A 16,657-nucleotide genomic window follows, 5' to 3' on the forward strand; every position below is an offset into this window, starting at 1 on the left:
CACAAAAAAGCCCGGACCGAAGCCGGGCCGGCGCCCCGGGCAGGACTCGAACCTGCAACCGGCGGCTTAGAAGGCCGCTGCTCTGTCCGGTTGAGCTACCGGGGCTTATCCGATGGTCGGGGCGGCCGGATTTGAACCGGCGACCTTCTGCTCCCAAAGCAGACGCGCTAACCGGGCTGCGCTACGCCCCGAGTCGTTCCATAGAACACGACAGCGCCCCGAGTGGATTCCCGGGGCGCGCCTACCAAACTCCCAGCAACCGATCAACCGGCCTGAACCGCCTGGTTGACGGCCTCGAGCGGCACAACCCGCTCGCGAAACCGATACTGGCCGTTCGGCTTCTTCTCGGCCACCACAATTTTGGCCATCTTGACCTGCTGGCGATTCTTGACGCGGTCCGTCCGCTGGTTCTTGCTGACCTTGGCCATGGCTTATTTCACCTCCCGATGCAAAGTGTGGCGACGAAGAACCGGATTGTACTTTCTTAACTCCAGTCGGCCCGGGGTGTTGCGCCGGTTCTTGGTGGTCACGTAACGCGAGGTGCCCGGCGCTTCCGTGCACTCCAGAATGACCTGCACCCGGGCTTCTTTCCCCTTTTTAGCCATCGCTCACTCTCACGGTTTTAGATTTTGATACCCTGACGGCGCGCCTCGTCCAGCACCGCCTTGAGCCCTTTCTTGTTGATCGTCTTCATCGTTTTGGCCGAGACGCGGAGCGTGATCCAGCGCTTCTCCTCCGGAATGTAGAACCGCTTCTTCTGCAGGTTGGGGAGAAAACGCCGTTTCGTCTTGTTGTTGGCGTGCGAGACGTTATGCCCCGATACCGGCCCTTTACCCGTCAGCTGATCTCTACGTGCCATGACAACGCGCGACTGAATTTCCGAGTTTGATAATTTAGTAAAAGGATCCCTGCGGGCGCAATGCGCCCTGCTGGCGAAAGCCTTCCTTCTAAGCCCAGGCTTCCGCAAAGGTTTCGCAAAAACGAGCGTCAGGAAGTCGAAGAAGCCTGCCGGTAGCCGTCCAGCAGTGTATCGGCCCGAAGCCCCCGCCGCAACGTTTCCAGCGGGAGCACCTCTTCGGGCGCGATGTTGCCCAGGTTCACATTGGGTCCCAGGTGGCGGATGAACCAGACCTGTTGCACCTTGCGGGGCGCCTCGAAGATGAGCTGCGCCGGTGGAACCATCGCAACGATTTCGTCGACCAGTCCGGCCCGCACTTCACCGCTGGGGCGATAGAGTCCCACCGTGCCGCTTTCCCGGGCTTCGCAGATCACCTTCCAGCTACCTGCTTCCAGTTCGGCCTGAATCTGCTGCACCCACCGGTAGGGAGGGAGAATGCGTTCGGCATCCTTGGAGCCTACCTCGCTCAGCACCACGAAGTGCGCGGCCAGTTGCCGGATGACGCGCAGCTTTTCTTCCAGCGGAATGGTCAGGACCCCGTCGGATACCTCCACGTGCGCAAGCCCGAGCCGCTCGACCAACCGACAGTAGGCGTCCAGTTCACCGCGCAGGTAGAACGCTTCGAACAGCGTCCCGCCCAGATAGACGGGAAGCCCGGCCGCCCGGTAGCAGGCCAGCTTGCGTTCCAGACAGGGCGTGAGCAGCGCCGTCCCCCACCCCAGCTTGACCAGATCGATGTAAGGGCCGGCCACCTCCAGCACGTCTTCCACCTGTCGAACCGAGAGCCCTTTGTCGAGCATGAGCGTCAGGCCGAAGGTTCGGGGACGTTCCGGCCGCTCGGGCATAGAGGGAAGTTTCTGCAGCATGGCGCTTGGTCAGATGTCCAGATGAACGGCCTGGGCCGGCTCGATGGCGGCCGCGCGGGCCGCCGGGTAGAGCGCCGCCAGCACGCAGAGCACCAGCGCCGCCAGCGTGATGCCCAGCAGGTCCGTGATTTCGATGGCCACCGGATAGGCATGAATCAAGAAGGCCTCGGCACCCGGCAACGGAACCAGCTGGAAGTGCTGCTGCAGCAGGGCCAGTCCGACTCCCAGCAACAGCCCCAGACCGGCGCCGGCCACGCCGATCAGCAGACCCGCCAGCAGGAACACCTGACGCACCCGCTTCCGGGAAAGTCCCATCGCCTGGAGCACGCCGATGTCCCTTCGTTTTTCGATGACCACCATGGTAAGCGCGCCCACGATGCTGAAGGCGGCCACCACCACGATCAGCGCCAGAATCAGCGAGGCGCCCCACTTTTCCAGCCGCATTACGTCGTAGAGCCCCCGCTGCAGGTCGTACCAGGTCTGCACGCGGTAACGGGTCGTGTCGAGCTGCTGCTCCAGGAGCGCCTTGAGGGCGGCCGCGTGGGCCACGTCGTCCAGTCGCAGCGCGATGCCATCGACCCGATCGCCCATGCGAAACAGCCGCCGGGCTTCTTCGAGCGCCACGAACACGTGGCTTTCGTCATAACCCGACGTCAGCTGGTAAAGGCCGCGCACCTCGAAGCGGATCAGGGGCGGTGGCGCCAGCGGTTGGGTGAGCAACTGCTCGAGCGCGGGTGCCGAGAGCAACCCAACCTGACTGGCCGGGTCGGTCGAGCTGGCCGGAAGCAGTCCCAGCCGGCGGGCCAGTGGCATGCCCACCAAGATGCCCGGTCGGCCCTCGCGCCGCTGCAGGTCCACGCTCCCGAAAACCCGCGCCGCGCCCATCGCCTCCAGCGCCTCGGGCTCGACGCCCCGCACGATCACCACCTTGTTCACCTCGCCCTCGCCTTCGTAGAGCAGCAGCGCCTTGCCCTCCACGTAGGCCGTCACCTCCGTCACATGGGGCAACCCCCGCAGGTACTGCTCCAGCGAATCGTCCACGGCCAGGCCGCCCGGCGTGGTGCTCACAATGCGCACGTGCGGATCGACCGACACCAGCAGATCGCGCACCACCCGGTAGAAGCCGTTCATCACGGAAAGCACCACGATCAGGGCGGCCACGCCCACCGCCACACCCAGCACCGAAATGCCGGTAATGACGGCGATCAGCGTCACCTGATGCCGCGCCATCAGGTAGCGGCGGGCCAGCAGCAAGCGAACGTCCATCGTGTCAGCGTTCCGAAGTCGGCGTCAGTGGTTGGCCCAGGCGGGGCAACGGGTCCGTAAACAGCGCCTCCGGCAATGCGTCCGGAAAAGCCAGATTGTCCGTAAAGATGATTAACGGCGCATAGCGATACACCTTGCGCGTTGCCAGACGCACCGGCCCGAAAGGAGTTTCCCACGTCCTGTATCCTTCCCACCGGTAGCGGGCCGGCAACGCCTCGGGATTGTCGCGGGCCGGATAGGCCAGCTCGGCAATCAGTCCTTCCTGGCGATCCACGTAGAGCCAGAAGCGCCGGGCCGGAAGCCACTGGGCCCGTGCGAGTTCCAGGCGCAGTACCTCGTGCGTGGTCGTCGCCGAGTCGGCCTCGTAGAAGCGCTGCACCTCCGGCTCGAAAAGCCGCACGGGCAACAGCAGCCAGAACGTATCGTTGACAAAGCGACGGTAGGCCTCCTCCAGCAGCCGGCGGTTGGCCGCCTCGGCCAGCGGCCGCCCGTTGCGGTAGACCTGGCCGCGCCGCGTGCGCACGTTGAACAGCGCCACGTAGAGCGAATCGTCCTCCCGCACCCATTCCAGCCGGTACCGACCGCTGGGGCGATGCCAGAGGTGGTGTGCCAGCAGGCGCCGGGGGCCGTCGTGCGCTACCGCGTAGTCGAACCGGACGTAAGGCAACGCCCGCCAGACCTCCGGCCCACCGCAGGCCCGGTAGACACGCAGCGCCAGCGAATCGGCCCGCGTGTGCACGGGAATCGCCACAGAATCGGCCGCTGCAGGCGTTTCCGCCGGACGCGTGCGACAGCCCGCCAGCAGGATCAAAAGCACAACCGCGTAAAACCGCATGCCTTCGACGATTTGATTTTTCGGGGAAAAGTAACAACACCGCGCGGCACACGCACCCCCCGAACCGCTTTCGTTTTACCTTTGCGGTTAAGGTAAAATCTTTTGACAAAATACCCCGCGAGCCATGCGTGTTCTGGCGCTGCTGCTTCTGCTGGCGATTTCGGCCGCGGCCCAGCCGCAGAAAGACAACTTCTACGACGACCGGATCGACACCACGGCCAAGGCGCCCCCGAAGGAAATGCCCCGGACCTATTCGCTTCCGTTCATTCGCGTGGAAGGCAACCGTTTCGTGGATGAACAGGGCCGTACCGTCGTGTTTCGGGGCGTGTCGATTGCCGACCCCGACCGGCTGGAACGGCTTGGCCGCTGGAGCCGACGCATCTTCGAAGTGCTCAAAAACGACTGGAACGTCAACATCGTACGCATTCCGGTGCACCCCCGGGCCTGGCGTGTGCGCGGCGAAGAAGCCTACCTGAACCTGCTGGATCAGGCCGTCGAGTGGGCCAACGAGCTCGGACTTTATCTGATCATCGACTGGCACTCGATCGGCAACCTCCGCACCGAGTTGTTCCAGCACCCCATGTACAACACGACGAAGACGGAAACCTTCCGCTTCTGGAAAACGATTGCCGAGCACTTCCGTCACAACCCGATCGTGGCCTTCTACGAGGTATTCAACGAGCCGACGCGTTTTAACGGCACGCTCGGGCGCATGTCGTGGGAGGAGTACAAACAGATCGTCGAGGACATCATCTACATCATCTACGCGCACGACCGCACGGTCATCCCGCTGGTGGGTGGCTTCGACTGGGCCTACGACCTGACCTACGTGCGCGAAAGCCCGATCGCCTTCCCGGGCATCGCCTACACGGCCCATCCGTACCCGCAGAAACGGCAACCCCCGTGGGAGGAAAAATGGGAGCACGACTGGGGCTTCGTGGCCGACACCTATCCGGTCTTCGTGACCGAGCTGGGCTTTATGAGTGCGGATGAGCCCGGCGCGCACGTGCCGGTCATCGGCGACGAAACCTATGGGGAAACCATCATCAACTACATGGAAAAGAAGGGGATTTCCTGGACGGCCTGGGTGTTCGATCCGGTCTGGTCGCCCCAGCTCATCAAAAACTGGGACTTCGAGCCCACCACGCAGGGCCGCTTTTTCCGAGAGAAAATGCGCCAGCTCAACCCGCGAAACTAACGGTTTGCTGAAACATATCCCCTGCAGACCTTCCTCGCTGCAGGGGCCGAGGTGCCGGATGGGCGGAGCTGGCCCGAAGGCGTGGGCTTTTTTCGTCAGCCCGGATTCCGTCGCGGTCCCGAAGGCTCGGGCCGACGCCGCCCCTTTCTGGCTCAGGGGAAGGGCACCGTCGTTCTGCTACGAGGTGGCCCGCCAAGAGGTCTTCTGGTCCGTTTCAAACCGCATGGAAGCCATGCGTGCCATCTGGATGTGCGGGTTGTTGCTGCTGCTTTCGGGCTGGACGGCCCGGGCGCAGCTCCCGGCCGACACCGGTCGCACGGACCCCTACGGCACGGGCGCCGGCTTTCAGATCCTGCTCACCAACAGCGGTTTCGGGCTGGGCGGCTACTACCACCGGTCCGTGGGGCGTGACCTGAGGCTGCTGTTCGACTTCAGCCTGGGATCGGGCAAGGACGAACGCGAGCAGAAATTCTACAACGCGCTCACGGGCGCCAGCTACATCCAGAACAAGGCCAACTACCTGCTGCTTGTCCCGATCCAGTTCGGTCTGCAGCGGCGGCTCTGGCGCGAGCAGATCGCCGACAACTTCCGGCCTTACCTGCAGATCTCGGCGGGACCGACGCTGGGCTGGGTTTATCCGTATTTTCGGGACCGCAACGGCAACCGCCGCTACGATCCGGAAATCGGCGAGCGCACCTACGACGTGTTTCAGGGGCTTCCGAAGGGGCACCTCCGGGCGGGCGTCGGCGGCATGATCGTGCTGGGCGCCTATTTCGGACAGAGTCTGCGCACCACGCAGGGGCTCCGCTTCGGCTACGCGCTCCACTACTTCCCGCACCCCATTCAGCTACTGGAAGGCGACGCACCGCCCCGGCGATTCTTCGGCACGCCGGTCATCAGCCTGACGTTCGGCCGCCTCTACGGCGTCAGACGTTGAAGCGAAACAGGATCACGTCGCCGTCCTGCACGACGTAGTCGCGCCCTTCCGAGCGCATGGCACCGGCCTCGCGGGCGGCCGCTTCCGAGCCGTAGCGGATGTAGTCCTCGTAGGAGATCGTCTCGGCCCGGATGAAGCCGCGCTCGAAGTCGCTGTGGATAAGTCCGGCGGCCTGCTGGGCCCGCGTGCCCCGCCGGATCGTCCAGGCGCGCGCCTCCTTGGGGCCCACCGTGAAGAACGTGATCAATCCCAGCAGCTCATAGGCGGCCCGCACCAGCCGTTCCAGTCCGGGGCGCTCCAGTCCCAGTTCTTTCAGGAAGGCCCGCCGTTCTTCTTCGTCCAGTTCGGCCAGCTGGGCCTCCAGCTCCGCACAGATCACCACGACCTGCGCACCTTCCTTTGCGGCAATTTCCCGGACCGTGGCCACGTGCGGATTGCCTTCGCCCTCGGGTAGATCCGACTCGGCCACGTTGGCCACGTACAGCACCGGCTTCACGGTGAGCAGAAAGAGCGAGCGCAGCCAGGGCGCTTCCAGATCGCTCACCGTGAACAGGCGCGCCGGAGCCCCGCTGCTCAGATGGTCACGCAGACGCTCGTAGAAGGCCAGCTCCTCACGCAGCTTCTTGTCGCCGCTTTTGGCGGCGCGGGCCGTCCGTTCGATCCGGCGCTCGACGGTCTCCAGATCCTTCAGCAGCAGTTCGGTCTGGATGATTTCGATGTCGCGGGCCGGATCGACCGAGCCGCTCACGTGCACGATGTTCGGATCCTCGAAGCAGCGTACCACGTGCAGGATGGCATCCACCTCGCGGATATGCGCCAGAAACTGGTTGCCCAGCCCTTCGCCCTTCGACGCGCCGGCCACCAGGCCCGCAATGTCCACGAATTCGATGGTGGTGGGGGTCACTCTGGCCGAACCGGCCAGCTCGGCCAGCCGCTCCAGCCGCTCGTCCGGCACCGGCACCACGCCCACGTTCGGCTCGATGGTGCAGAACGGATAGTTGGCCGACTCGGCGCCGGCCCGGCTGAGCGCGTTGAACAGCGTCGATTTTCCAACGTTCGGTAGCCCGACAATTCCACAGCGCAGCGGCATTGTATCCTTTTCGTTTCAGGGATGGTACAACTTTCGCGGAAGCTTTCCGGTAAAAGCCAGCCGGCCCAAATCGGACAACGCCTGAATTGTTCCGCAACCGCTCGGTGAACATGCACCGCGCACGTGCCACGCTGATCGCACTGCTGCTGGCCCTTTCCTGCTCGGCGGTGGCGCAGCCCGTTCCGCCCGATCGGGGACGCGTGCTGCAGGCCGGTCTGGCCGCCGCGCCTGGACTGGGTGTGCAGCTCGGTTACATCTCGCCCCGGAGCATCTACACGCTGGAAGGCATTTTTTACCTGGACACCGCCCCGTCCTTTGCCGGAGGCGAGGGCAACACGCAGCTCTCGCTGGCTTTTGGTTCGGCCTTCCGGATCACCGGGCTGATCCGCACGATGGGCAACGCGCCGATCCTCTACGATCTCGATGTGGGCCTGCGGCTGGGACCGGGCCTGCTCTTCACGCCAGGCGAAACGCGCGCCCAGAAAAACCAGCAGTTCGGCCTGTTTCTGGAACCTTTTTTCCGGTTCGTGTCGGCCTTCGGCACCCGTCGGTTTTTCTTCGGCGAGGCCGGCCTACACCGACCGTTCTTCCGGGCCGGGCTGTGGTTCGTTTTCTGAACAATTCAGATCAGATCCTGGCGTGGGATCGAGATGAACGTACGCTCCGGGAGCCGGACGGCCGTCAGGCGGCCCAGCCCCGGATGGGGATAGACGCAGCCGGTGTCGATGGCGATGAGTTTCTCCCGGTTGATGGGCTCGGGCACGGGCGTGTGGCCGCACACGACAGGCTTTTCCCAGGCGAAGCGGGGGGCGTTCAGGTGCTCCCGCTCCCAGAGAAACAGATCGGTATGGGCAAAGCGACGCAGGTTTTCGGCGATGGTCAGATCGGGCTTCAGCCCGCCGTGGACGAAGAAGAACTCCGGCGTGTCGTAATAAAGCAGCGTCTCGCGGATGAACGCCTCGTGCTCCTCGGGAATGCGAATCCCATCGTTCCGATAGCTATTGAGCGTGGTGAGTCCGCCGTTGATGAACCAGAGATCGGCCTCGCCACGATCCAGGTAGTTGAGCATCAGGGCCTCGTGGTTGCCCCGCAAAAAGACGCAGGGGATCTCCTCGCGCAGCCGGAGCAGCCGTTCGATGACGCCCCGGGCGTCGGGACCGCGGTCGATGTAGTCGCCGATGAAGACGAGCAGGTCGTCGCGCGTGGGCGCCAGGCACTCAAGGAGTGCGTCCAGCGTGCGGGCACAGCCGTGAATATCGCCGATGGCTATCAGCGCCATGATGGGCTACGACTTCGACGATTGCTGTTCGGCCAGGCGTTGCAGCAGCGTCTCCATGCCGATCAGCCCGCGTCCCGACTTCTTCAAGCGTCCCTGGCGTTGCAGGTCCAGCACCACGGCATCGAGCACGCCGTTGACGAACTGGCCGCTTTTCTCGGTGCTGTACTTCTTGGCCAGCTCGATGGCTTCGTTGATGGAAACCTTCGGGGGAATATCTTCAAACGCGAGCAATTCGCAAATGGCCATGCGCAGCAGCAGCCGGTCGATCAGGGCAATACGCGTCAGGTCCCAGTTTTTCACATGATCGGCAATGAGGCGATCGGCTTCCTCGCTGTAGTTGATCGTCCGGAGAAAAAGCTGGGTGGCAAACCGGAGCGCCTCCCGGTCGTCCTTCAGCGCGGACCGCAGCACAGTGTCGATCACGTGCTCGGCCGTGTCGTGCCCCACCTCGTAGGCGTACAGCGCCTGCAGTACCCGTTCCCGAACTTCCCTTCGGCTGTGCATCTTCCCGCGTGTCAAAGGACTGCTTCTTCGTCATCGAGCGCTGGTCCAATTCGCAAGGCGCCAGAAGGTTCTGCACCGGACCGGGATTCACGCAGGCTTGTCGGTTGCAGCTTTCGGAATCCGGTGTCTTTTCGGACAGGAAGCCGCTCGGTCTCATGCCGCCGCTTCGCACCGCACCGCTTTTCTGGACGGCGCTCGGCCTGGTCCTCGGGATTCTGGCGGCCGACGCCTGGCCGATACCGGCCGGCTGGTGGCTGCTCGGCGCCGGTTGTACGGCAACGCTGGCGCTTGTCTTCCTTCTGGTGGATCGAAAACGTCGGGGCTCGGTCCCGTTGTGGCCGGTCCCGCTGCTGCTGAGCGTGCTACTTGTGGGGGCCGCCCGCCACCGGCTTCAGATGGCACCGCCGCCTCCTTTTCCGCTCGACACGACGGCGGTCGTGCTGGCCGGAGTTCAGAAAACGCCCGAAGCGACCGCGTACGGCCTGCGTTTTCCGGCGCGGACGCATCTGCTGCTGATCGGTCCCGACACGCTGCGCGCCCACGTGTTGCTCGACGTGCGCCTGGTAGCCGACAGCCTGCCGACGCTCCGATGTGGATACCGGGCACTGCTGGGGGGACGCCTGGAGCCGCTCCGCGCCCCCCGCAACCCCGGACTGCCAGACCGCACCACGCAGTGGCGGCGACAGGGCGTGGTCGCGCGCCTGGTGGTGGACGATCCCCGGCTCGTTCAGGTACTTGACGTCCGTCGCTGCTTTGCGGATCGGCTGGCCTCACTCCGGGATTCGGTCGCAGCCGTGCTGCAGCAGTACATGCCCCGACCCGAAGCCCGGCACGTCGTGCAGGCCCTACTGCTGGGCGACCGCTCAGGGCTTTCCGCAGACGTTCGGAATCGACTCGGCCGCGCCGGTCTGGCCCACCTGCTGGCCATCTCGGGGCTGCACGTGCTGCTGGTGGGACTGGTGCTCTACGGCCTGCTTCGTCCGCTGCTGCTCCGACTGGGATTGAGCTGGTGGGTGATGGAGTGGACGCGCACCGTGCTGACGCTGCTCGTACTGAGCGGCTATGTGCTGCTGGCGGGCGCTCCGGCCTCGGCCGTCCGCGCCCTGGTGATGGCCGCGCTGTTTCTGGGCGCAACGCTGTTTCAGACGCCCCCACACCCCCTGAACGCGCTGGGCGCCGCGGCCGTCGTGCTGCTGCTGGCCGATCCGGCGCAGCTCTTCGAGCCGGGCTTCCAGCTCTCGTTTGCCGCCGTGATCGGACTGCTGCTGGGCTGGCTGCCCCTGCAGCAACGCCTTCCCGCCCTGTTCTTTCGTCAGCCCACATTTCGCTATCTGACCGGTACGCTGCTGGTGACGCTGACGGCCACGCTGGCCACGGCGCCCTTTGTGCTCTACCACTTCGGCTACGTGTCGCTGGCCGGGCTGCCGCTGAACCTTCCGGGCATCCCGCTGGCCGCAGGCGCGCTGGCGGGCGGTCTGCTCACCGTGCTGAGCGCGCCGTTCAGCCCGACGCTGGCCGGGCTTTTTGGACATGCGGCCACGCTGTGCGCCCATCTGTTGCTGCAACTCGGCGAACTGGGACTCCGCCTGCTCCGTCCCTTCGTGTGGCACGTGCCCGAACCGCCCTGGTGGGTGCTGATCACACCTCCTGTCCTGCTGGGAATTCTGAGCAGTTCTTCCCGGGGACGTCGATGGTCCGGAACGGTCCTGCTCGGGGTGCTGGGTCTCGGTCTCTGGACAACACCACCCACGTCGCCCCATCTGGACGTGCTGTTTTTCGACGTGGGCCATGGCGATGCCGTACTGATTCGCGCGCCCGGCGGCCGGCACCTGCTGATCGATACGGGCGGCCGCTATGCCGGTCGTGTGGCCGCCGAAAGGAGCGTGCTGCCCTTTCTGCGCCGATACGGTATCGATCGACTCGACGCTGTGCTGATCACACACCCCGATGCCGATCACGCCGGCGGCCTCCCGCTGCTGCTTCGCCGACTTGAAGTCGGCCGTGTGCTCGATAGCGGCACGGCCGACTCCTCGGCGCTCTCGCGGGAAATCGCGCATCTGATCGACAGCCTCCGGCTTCCGCGCCGATCCCTTCAGGCCGGCGATACCGTTCGTCTGGATCCCGCGCTGGTGCTCCAGGTGCTGGCACCCGCGCCGAACGCCGGGGACCTCCCCGACAACGAACGTTCCGTGGTGCTCCGGATGGTTTTCGGTCAGACGCGCTGGCTGTTTCTGGGCGACGCAGAACGCGAACTGGAACGCCAGCTCGTACGGGCCTATGGCAATCTGCTGGAAAGCGACGTGGTCAAGGTGGCCCACCACGGCTCCCGCACCAGTTCCACGCTGGAACTGGTCCAGCAGGTGATTCCGGAACGCACACACCCCGCCCGGGCCGTGATCAGCAGCGGCTGGCGGAGCGTCGACGATTCGGTCCGGGTCCGGTGGGAGCGTCAGGGGGCCCGGCTGTGGATCACGGCCGATTCCGGCGCGCTCTGGCTTCGCAGCGACGGTCGGCGGATCTGGCCGGTCGCCTGGCGCAGGGCTCAGTGATACAGAAACAGCGGCACCGTCGTCTTTTCGATCAGCGCCGAAGTCGAAGACCCGAACAGCAACTTCTTCAGACCGGTAGTCGCATAGGCGCCAGCGACGATCAGGTCGGCCTCAATTTCCTGTGCAAACGCTACGATCGCTTCTTCCGGGTTATCACCCTTTCGAGCCGTCGTAGTCACCTTGAACCCGTGCTCCTGCAGGTATTCCTGCACGAGCGAGAGCATCAGTCGGGTTTCGGCCTCTTCATCGTCGTAGACGGTCAGCACTTCCACGCTTACTTCGGTACCGAAAGGCCTGAGCTGGGCGAAGCGCTGCATCGTACGGGCGGCCGTATCGCTGCCGTCATAGGCGATCAGGACCCGTTGGATGGGTCGGTATTCGGTGCCTACGATGAACGAAGGGCCGACGCTTTCCCGAACCACCCGCACCAGCGTCCTGGTTTTTTCCTCCGGATGGCTGTAGAAGAAGTGCGGCTCCTTTCCCACGACGAGCAGATCGTGCACTTTCATATCCTCCAGGATGCGGCGGAAAGGCACGCCCTCGGCCACTGTATTGCGATGCCGGAGCCCTTCTTTTTCGGCCACGTCGTCGAATTCCTCGATCAGCCGACGGGCCACGGCCCGGGCTTCTTCCGTCATCTGCTCACGCAGCTTTTCGGCGTAGTACATGCTGCCGATGCCGCCGCCTCGCGCACTGGCTTCGATATGGCCGGTGTCCACGACGGCCAGGCCAGTGACGCTGGCATCGTGCTGACGGGCAAGCTCGGCGGCATACCGGACGGCAATGCCGGTGTCCGTATCGGGATCGAGAGCGACAAGAATACGCCGGATCATGGAGTCTGAACAGCTTGGTTCCGGTTGTGTGGCTAAAAGTACGAGTTTTCCCGGTTCCGGACAAACAGGAAGGGGCGCCGGTGTTTCATTCATCCACAATGGATTTGTTTAAAAAATGTCGTCGTGTTGGTTTGTAGAAGGCTGTGGAAATGTGGATTTCGAAGTTGTGCACCGTGAAAAAAGTTGTTGTGGATAAAAACCGGGGGTATTCCACAACGTTATGCACAGCGGCCGAGTAACCAAATCGTCACATCTGGGGAATCCAGGCCGGTTTCGGAGAAACAATCCACGTTTCCACAGCAATCCACAGCTAACGACTCTGGTTCAGCGTCTCGTTATCCACCGTTGTCCACATTGTGGAAGTGTGGGGAAAACCCGGGGAGAACGGGGGTAGTTATCCACGGCTGTCCACACGGTGGATTTTTTCCCCGAATTATCCCCCGGGTTATCCCCGGCAATCCACAGGTAATCCACAGCGTGGATAAAAACTCACGGTTTGCTGAGCAGGCGGTACATTTCGCGCTTGTAGGCCTCGACGCCGGGCTGGTCGAAGGGATTGACTTCGAGCAGATAGCCGCTGATGGCCACCGCGTGCATGAAGAAGTAAAGACAGGCGCCGAGTGATCCGGGTGCCAGGCGTTCGAGCCAGACGGTCGAGACGGGCACGCCGCCGTCGGCGTGGGCCTTGCGCGTGCCTTCGTAGGCTTTGCGGTTGACTTCCTGCACCGTACGGCCGGCCAGGTAGGCCAGGCTGTCGCGATCGTCGCCGGTATCCGGAATGGTCAGCGGTTCGGGTTCGCGTTCCACCATAAGGAACGTTTCGATCAGGTGCCGGCGGCCTTCCTGCACGTACTGGCCCAGTGAATGCAGGTCGGTGGAGTACTGGATGGCATCGGGGTAGAGACCTTTGCCCGCTTTGCCTTCGCTTTCGCCGAAGAGTTGCTGCCACCAGGCGCCGATGCCGCTCAGCCGCGGTTCAAAGACGGCCAGCAGTTCGATGGCGTAGCCGCGTTCGTGAAAGAGATAGCGCAGCGCGGCGTAATCGAGGGCCGGGTTGTCGGAAGCGCCGGTCAGGCGCTCGCACATCTCGACGGCGCCGTAGAACAGCGAGCGAATGTCGATGCCGGCCACCGCGATGGGGAGCAGTCCGACGGGCGTCAGCACCGAGAAGCGGCCGCCGACGCCGGGCGGGATGGCATAACGTCGGTAGCCGAACGTTTCAGCCATGTCGTGCAGGCGGCCGCGGGCCGGATCGGTGGTGACGATGATGCGGCGGGCGGCGTCCGGAAAGCGGGCTTCCAGCCAGGGACGCAGCACGCGAAAGGCTAGCATGGTCTCCAGCGTGGTGCCGCTTTTGGAGATGACGTTGACATAGACCGACTTGCCTTCCAGATAGGCCAGCAATTCTTTCAGATAGCGGCCGCTCAGGTGGTGTCCGGCAAACAGCACCTCCGGGGTGATCGGGCGGCCGGTTTCGGGATCGACAGGGGGCCGGAATTGCGGGGCGAGCGCCTCGATGACGGCCCGGGCGCCCAGATAGGAACCGCCGATACCCAGACACAGGAAGACGTCGGCCTGCTCGCGAATCTCGGCGGCCGTGGCGTCGATGTCTTCCAGCAGGGCGTCGTCCGGCTGCAGCAGCAGGTCGCGCCAGCCGAGCATTTCATGGCCGGGACCGGTGCGTTCCAGCAGCATCCGATGGGCTGCTTCCGCCCGCGGACGGACGGCCTCCAGATCGTGCGCTTCGAGGAAGGGCAGGGCGGTGGAAAGATCGTAGCGGATCATGGCGGCGTAAACACTGGCTGTGGGTTGTAACTTTATCTTTCGTAAGATCGGCTTTTTCTGTAAAGTCCACCGAAAATCATGCGCGAATTTATTTCGGTCGAAGAAGCCCGAAGCATCATTCTGGAGCAGGTTACGCCGCTGCCGGTCGAGCGCGTGTCGCTGGCCGAGGCGCTGGGACGGCGGCTGGCCGAGGCCGTGGTCAGCCGCGACGACATCCCGCCGTTTCCAAATGCGGCCATGGACGGCTACGCCGTGCGGCTGGCCGATGTGCAGCAGGTGCCTGCGACGCTTCGGGTCGTGGCCGACGTGGGGGCCGGGCAACTACCACCCGCGTCGATTCCGCCGGGCGCCTGCATCCGGATCATGACGGGTGCGCCGGTGCCGGCCTGGGCCGAGGCGGTCGTGCCCGTCGAGTGGACCGAAGCCGGGGCGAACGGCACCGTGCGCATTTTGCAGGCGCCGGCCGCCGGCGAGAACATCCGTCCGGCCGGGCAGGACGTACGGGCCGGCGAGCGGTTCTTCGAAGTGGGCCAGCGCATCACGCCGCCAGTGGTGGCCATGCTGGCCACGCTGGGCGTGGCCGAGGTGCCGGTATTCCGGCGGCCCCGCGTGGCGATCGTCGCGACCGGCGACGAACTCATCGACGCGGGCCAGCCGCTCACGCCGGGACACATCCGCGATTCGGCCGGACCCGGTCTGGCCGCCCAGGCCCGGTGGCTCGGGGCCGAGGTGGTGGGGCCGCTGCGGGTGCCCGATGATCGCGCTGCGCTGGAGCAGGCCGTCGAACAGGCACTCGAAGCCGACGTGCTCGTGTTTTCCGGGGGCGTCTCGGTGGGGCTGTACGATCTGGTCCGGCAGGTGCTCGACGGCCGCGGCACGCAGTGGCTTTTCTGGAAGATCCGCCAGCGGCCCGGCAAACCGATGGCCTTCGGCCTGCTGGAGGGCAAACCGGTCTTTGGTCTGCCGGGCAATCCGGTTTCGTCGGCGCTCTGCTTCGATCAGTACGTGGCGCCGGCGCTTCGCCGCATGCAGGGACAGCAGGAGGTGTTGCGACCGCGATTCCCGGCCGTGCTGGAGGCGCCCACACCGAAGAAGGCCGGGCTGCACTTCTACGTGCGCGGCGTGGCCCGTCCGGGAGGCGATGGCCGCCTTCTGGTGCGCGACACCGGACCCCAGGGCTCCAACCTGTACCATTCGATGGTGCGGGCCAACTGTCTGATTCACCTGCCCGAGGCGCTCGACGAAGCACCGGCCGGACTGGAGGTGGAAATCGAATGGCTTCCCTGGACGCTGGAGCCGTGAAGGTTGTTTGTGTTTATATTGAACAACGATACCCCCGTAACCACTCACCAAACTCTGCCTGCCATGATGCGCCTGTCCACACGGTTATGCCTGGTCGGTCTGCTCGGACTGGCCTTTGTGCTGCCCGGCCCGGAAAAGGAGCTGGAGATCGGCGCCAAAGCGCCCCTGGTCGATCTGAAGATGCGCGACGTCTCCGGAAAGATGCTTTCCCTGAAAGACGTGGCCGGAGAGAACGGACTGCTGGTAATCTTTTCGTGCAACACCTGTCCCTGGGTAGCCGCCTGGGAAGATCGCTACCTGATCGTCGCGCAGAAGGCGAAAGAACTGGGAATCGGCATGATCGCCGTGAATCCCAACGAAGCCTATCGTGACCGTGGCGATGGTTTCGAGGACATGCAGCGACGGGCCAAAGAGAAAGGCTACACCTTCCCTTACGTGCTGGATGAAGGCTCGAAGTTGGCCGATGCTTTCGGGGCGACACGCACACCCCATGTGTTTCTGTTTAACAAAGATCTGGTGCTGGTCTATCGGGGGGCCATCGATGACAATGCGCGCAACCCTGAGGCCGTGAAGCATCATTATCTGCTGGATGCCATGGAGGCCATGGTGGCCGGCAAGCCCATTCCGGTGGCCACCACGCGCTCGATCGGTTGCACCATCAAGCGCGTGGAAAGCTGAGCTCGGTGCCTTAGAAAATCCGACCTGGATGCGGCCCGTATTGCTGACGGTCATCCTGGGATGGCTGCTGCCCGGATGTATTTCGCTGGGCGCCTTTCAAGGACCCGATGTGCTGCCGGAGGGAAAGGCCGAAGTGGGGGTGGGAATTGTAGGAGGCGGATCGCTGGGGGAAGGGGCGGCGGTATCGGGATGTTCGAACTCTACGGCCGCAGGGGGATGGCTCCCCGGCTGGAACTGGGGGTGCGCACGACGGGCTTTCTGGCAACCGAAGGGGTGGCGATGGGGGCCCTTATGGTGGAAGGAAAATATCAGCTTGTTGCCGCCCATCCGCTGGTGTCGCTGGGCATGGGCGTCTCGTATTACGCGCTGGAAGTGGACGACGACATGTTTTCCTCGATAGGCCTGTACCCGGCCGTCTGGGTCGGTTTCCCCCGGCTGTATGCCGGGGCGCGCATGATCGTCGTGACGATCGGTACCAGCAATTCGGACGAAGTGGGCACCGGCTCGCTGGTGGGACTGACCATCGGCGGGCGGCTGGGCGATCACGTGCGTATTCGGCCGGAACTCACGCTTTTTGCACCGCTAGGCGGCCCGCCGCTCCTGGTGGGCGGGCTGGGCATAGCTTTTCGTCTTTGAA

18 protein-coding genes and 2 tRNA genes are annotated in these 16,657 nt (G+C 64.2%); 7 read left to right on the forward strand and 13 right to left on the reverse strand.

Annotated elements, in window-relative coordinates; genetic code table 11:
• Positions 1–31: 31 nt before the first annotated feature.
• From GYH26_RS00105 to GYH26_RS00135, 8 genes are all read right to left on the reverse strand, one after another.
• Positions 32–105: transfer RNA gene (locus GYH26_RS00105), tRNA-Arg, on the reverse strand.
• Between the two features lie 8 nt (positions 106–113).
• Positions 114–191: transfer RNA gene (locus tag GYH26_RS00110), tRNA-Pro, on the reverse strand.
• Between the two features lie 72 nt (positions 192–263).
• Positions 264–428, reverse strand: coding sequence for a hypothetical protein (locus tag GYH26_RS15030; protein WP_014065763.1), 165 nt, complete (start codon positions 426–428; stop codon positions 264–266).
• A 3-nt stretch (positions 429–431) separates the two neighbouring features.
• Positions 432–605 carry a 50S ribosomal protein L33 gene (rpmG, locus tag GYH26_RS00115; protein ID WP_012842541.1) on the reverse strand — a complete coding sequence of 58 codons (174 nt, stop codon included), beginning with the start codon at positions 603–605 and terminating at the stop codon, positions 432–434.
• A 17-nt stretch (positions 606–622) separates the two neighbouring features.
• A complete protein-coding gene (rpmB, locus tag GYH26_RS00120) occupies positions 623–859 on the reverse strand; it encodes a 50S ribosomal protein L28 (RefSeq protein ID WP_012842542.1) in 237 nt (78 codons plus the stop codon).
• Positions 860–987: 128 nt separating this feature from the next.
• Positions 988–1,764: a phosphosulfolactate synthase gene (locus GYH26_RS00125; protein WP_161539994.1), complete on the reverse strand. Its 777-nt coding sequence runs from the start codon at positions 1,762–1,764 to the stop codon at positions 988–990.
• Positions 1,765–1,773: 9 nt separating this feature from the next.
• A complete protein-coding gene (locus tag GYH26_RS00130; protein ID WP_161539995.1) occupies positions 1,774–3,030 on the reverse strand; it encodes an ABC transporter permease in 1,257 nt (418 codons plus the stop codon).
• Between the two features lie 4 nt (positions 3,031–3,034).
• Complete coding sequence (locus GYH26_RS00135; RefSeq protein WP_161539996.1) at positions 3,035–3,865, reverse strand: hypothetical protein; 831 nt, start codon at positions 3,863–3,865, stop codon at positions 3,035–3,037.
• 124 nt (positions 3,866–3,989) lie between these two features.
• Here GYH26_RS00135 and GYH26_RS00140 point away from each other — a divergent pair, with 124 nt between their 5' ends.
• Both GYH26_RS00140 and GYH26_RS00145 read left to right on the forward strand, forming a co-directional pair.
• Positions 3,990–5,063, forward strand: a complete 1,074-nt coding sequence (locus tag GYH26_RS00140) for a glycoside hydrolase family 5 protein (RefSeq protein WP_161539997.1) — start codon at positions 3,990–3,992, stop codon at positions 5,061–5,063.
• A 232-nt stretch (positions 5,064–5,295) separates the two neighbouring features.
• A complete protein-coding gene (locus GYH26_RS00145) occupies positions 5,296–6,000 on the forward strand; it encodes a hypothetical protein (protein WP_161539998.1) in 705 nt (234 codons plus the stop codon).
• Here GYH26_RS00145 and ychF read toward each other — a convergent pair.
• Positions 5,990–7,090 (reverse strand): redox-regulated ATPase YchF, encoded by a 1,101-nt coding sequence (gene ychF, locus GYH26_RS00150; protein WP_014065769.1) that lies wholly within the window; start codon positions 7,088–7,090, stop codon positions 5,990–5,992. The two genes, GYH26_RS00145 and ychF, sit on opposite strands and share 11 nt — an antisense overlap.
• 110 nt (positions 7,091–7,200) lie before the next feature.
• Here ychF and GYH26_RS00155 point away from each other — a divergent pair, with 110 nt between their 5' ends.
• The gene (locus GYH26_RS00155; protein WP_161539999.1) at positions 7,201–7,707 is read left to right on the forward strand and encodes a hypothetical protein; all 507 of its coding nucleotides are present in this window, start codon (positions 7,201–7,203) and stop codon (positions 7,705–7,707) included.
• A 5-nt stretch (positions 7,708–7,712) separates the two neighbouring features.
• Here GYH26_RS00155 and GYH26_RS00160 read toward each other — a convergent pair whose 3' ends face one another.
• Positions 7,713–8,369 carry a metallophosphoesterase family protein gene (locus GYH26_RS00160; protein ID WP_014065771.1) on the reverse strand — a complete coding sequence of 219 codons (657 nt, stop codon included), beginning with the start codon at positions 8,367–8,369 and terminating at the stop codon, positions 7,713–7,715.
• Positions 8,370–8,375: 6 nt separating this feature from the next.
• Positions 8,376–8,873, reverse strand: a complete 498-nt coding sequence (gene nusB / locus GYH26_RS00165; protein ID WP_161540000.1) for a transcription antitermination factor NusB — start codon at positions 8,871–8,873, stop codon at positions 8,376–8,378.
• 155 nt (positions 8,874–9,028) lie between these two features.
• Here nusB and GYH26_RS00170 point away from each other — a divergent pair, with 155 nt between their 5' ends.
• Positions 9,029–11,422, forward strand: coding sequence for a DNA internalization-related competence protein ComEC/Rec2 (locus GYH26_RS00170; protein ID WP_161540001.1), 2,394 nt, complete (start codon positions 9,029–9,031; stop codon positions 11,420–11,422).
• On the opposite strand, the gene GYH26_RS00175 is transcribed toward GYH26_RS00170, so the two are convergent.
• Positions 11,416–12,255, reverse strand: coding sequence for a universal stress protein (locus GYH26_RS00175; RefSeq protein ID WP_014065773.1), 840 nt, complete (start codon positions 12,253–12,255; stop codon positions 11,416–11,418). The two genes, GYH26_RS00170 and GYH26_RS00175, sit on opposite strands and share 7 nt — an antisense overlap.
• Before the next feature lie 489 nt (positions 12,256–12,744).
• Positions 12,745–14,040, reverse strand: coding sequence for a glucose-6-phosphate isomerase (locus tag GYH26_RS00180; RefSeq protein ID WP_161540002.1), 1,296 nt, complete (start codon positions 14,038–14,040; stop codon positions 12,745–12,747).
• A 78-nt stretch (positions 14,041–14,118) separates the two neighbouring features.
• On the opposite strand from GYH26_RS00180, the gene GYH26_RS00185 reads away from it, so the two are divergent.
• The 3 genes from GYH26_RS00185 (at position 14,119) to GYH26_RS00195 (ending at position 16,656) form a co-directional block, all read left to right on the forward strand.
• On the forward strand, positions 14,119–15,342 hold the full coding sequence (locus tag GYH26_RS00185) for a molybdopterin molybdotransferase MoeA (protein ID WP_161540003.1): 1,224 nt from the start codon (positions 14,119–14,121) through the stop codon (positions 15,340–15,342).
• A 63-nt stretch (positions 15,343–15,405) separates the two neighbouring features.
• A complete protein-coding gene (locus GYH26_RS00190; RefSeq protein WP_029933199.1) occupies positions 15,406–16,020 on the forward strand; it encodes a thioredoxin family protein in 615 nt (204 codons plus the stop codon).
• Between the two features lie 189 nt (positions 16,021–16,209).
• Complete coding sequence (locus tag GYH26_RS00195; protein WP_014065777.1) at positions 16,210–16,656, forward strand: hypothetical protein; 447 nt, start codon at positions 16,210–16,212, stop codon at positions 16,654–16,656.
• Position 16,657 lies beyond the last annotated feature (1 nt).

It is taken from the genome of Rhodothermus marinus, assembly GCF_009936275.1.
In the GTDB taxonomy this organism is placed as follows: domain Bacteria; phylum Bacteroidota; class Rhodothermia; order Rhodothermales; family Rhodothermaceae; genus Rhodothermus; species Rhodothermus marinus_A.

What these genes read in the sequence shown, in the direction of transcription:
- GYH26_RS15030 (WP_014065763.1), bottom strand. Translation starts at nt 428, where the DNA reads ATGGCCAAGGTCAGCAAGAACCAGCGGACGGACCGCGTCAAGAATCGC.
- rpmG (WP_012842541.1), bottom strand. Translation starts at nt 605, where the DNA reads ATGGCTAAAAAGGGGAAAGAAGCCCGGGTGCAGGTCATTCTGGAGTGC.
- rpmB (WP_012842542.1), bottom strand. Translation starts at nt 859, where the DNA reads ATGGCACGTAGAGATCAGCTGACGGGTAAAGGGCCGGTATCGGGGCAT.
- GYH26_RS00125 (WP_161539994.1), bottom strand. Translation starts at nt 1,764, where the DNA reads ATGCTGCAGAAACTTCCCTCTATGCCCGAGCGGCCGGAACGTCCCCGA.
- GYH26_RS00130 (WP_161539995.1), bottom strand. Translation starts at nt 3,030, where the DNA reads ATGGACGTTCGCTTGCTGCTGGCCCGCCGCTACCTGATGGCGCGGCAT.
- GYH26_RS00135 (WP_161539996.1), bottom strand. Translation starts at nt 3,865, where the DNA reads ATGCGGTTTTACGCGGTTGTGCTTTTGATCCTGCTGGCGGGCTGTCGC.
- GYH26_RS00140 (WP_161539997.1), top strand. Translation starts at nt 3,990, where the DNA reads ATGCGTGTTCTGGCGCTGCTGCTTCTGCTGGCGATTTCGGCCGCGGCC.
- GYH26_RS00145 (WP_161539998.1), top strand. Translation starts at nt 5,296, where the DNA reads ATGCGTGCCATCTGGATGTGCGGGTTGTTGCTGCTGCTTTCGGGCTGG.
- ychF (WP_014065769.1), bottom strand. Translation starts at nt 7,090, where the DNA reads ATGCCGCTGCGCTGTGGAATTGTCGGGCTACCGAACGTTGGAAAATCG.
- GYH26_RS00155 (WP_161539999.1), top strand. Translation starts at nt 7,201, where the DNA reads ATGCACCGCGCACGTGCCACGCTGATCGCACTGCTGCTGGCCCTTTCC.
- GYH26_RS00160 (WP_014065771.1), bottom strand. Translation starts at nt 8,369, where the DNA reads ATGGCGCTGATAGCCATCGGCGATATTCACGGCTGTGCCCGCACGCTG.
- nusB (WP_161540000.1), bottom strand. Translation starts at nt 8,873, where the DNA reads ATGCACAGCCGAAGGGAAGTTCGGGAACGGGTACTGCAGGCGCTGTAC.
- GYH26_RS00170 (WP_161540001.1), top strand. Translation starts at nt 9,029, where the DNA reads ATGCCGCCGCTTCGCACCGCACCGCTTTTCTGGACGGCGCTCGGCCTG.
- GYH26_RS00175 (WP_014065773.1), bottom strand. Translation starts at nt 12,255, where the DNA reads ATGATCCGGCGTATTCTTGTCGCTCTCGATCCCGATACGGACACCGGC.
- GYH26_RS00180 (WP_161540002.1), bottom strand. Translation starts at nt 14,040, where the DNA reads ATGATCCGCTACGATCTTTCCACCGCCCTGCCCTTCCTCGAAGCGCAC.
- GYH26_RS00185 (WP_161540003.1), top strand. Translation starts at nt 14,119, where the DNA reads ATGCGCGAATTTATTTCGGTCGAAGAAGCCCGAAGCATCATTCTGGAG.
- GYH26_RS00190 (WP_029933199.1), top strand. Translation starts at nt 15,406, where the DNA reads ATGATGCGCCTGTCCACACGGTTATGCCTGGTCGGTCTGCTCGGACTG.
- GYH26_RS00195 (WP_014065777.1), top strand. Translation starts at nt 16,210, where the DNA reads ATGTTCGAACTCTACGGCCGCAGGGGGATGGCTCCCCGGCTGGAACTG.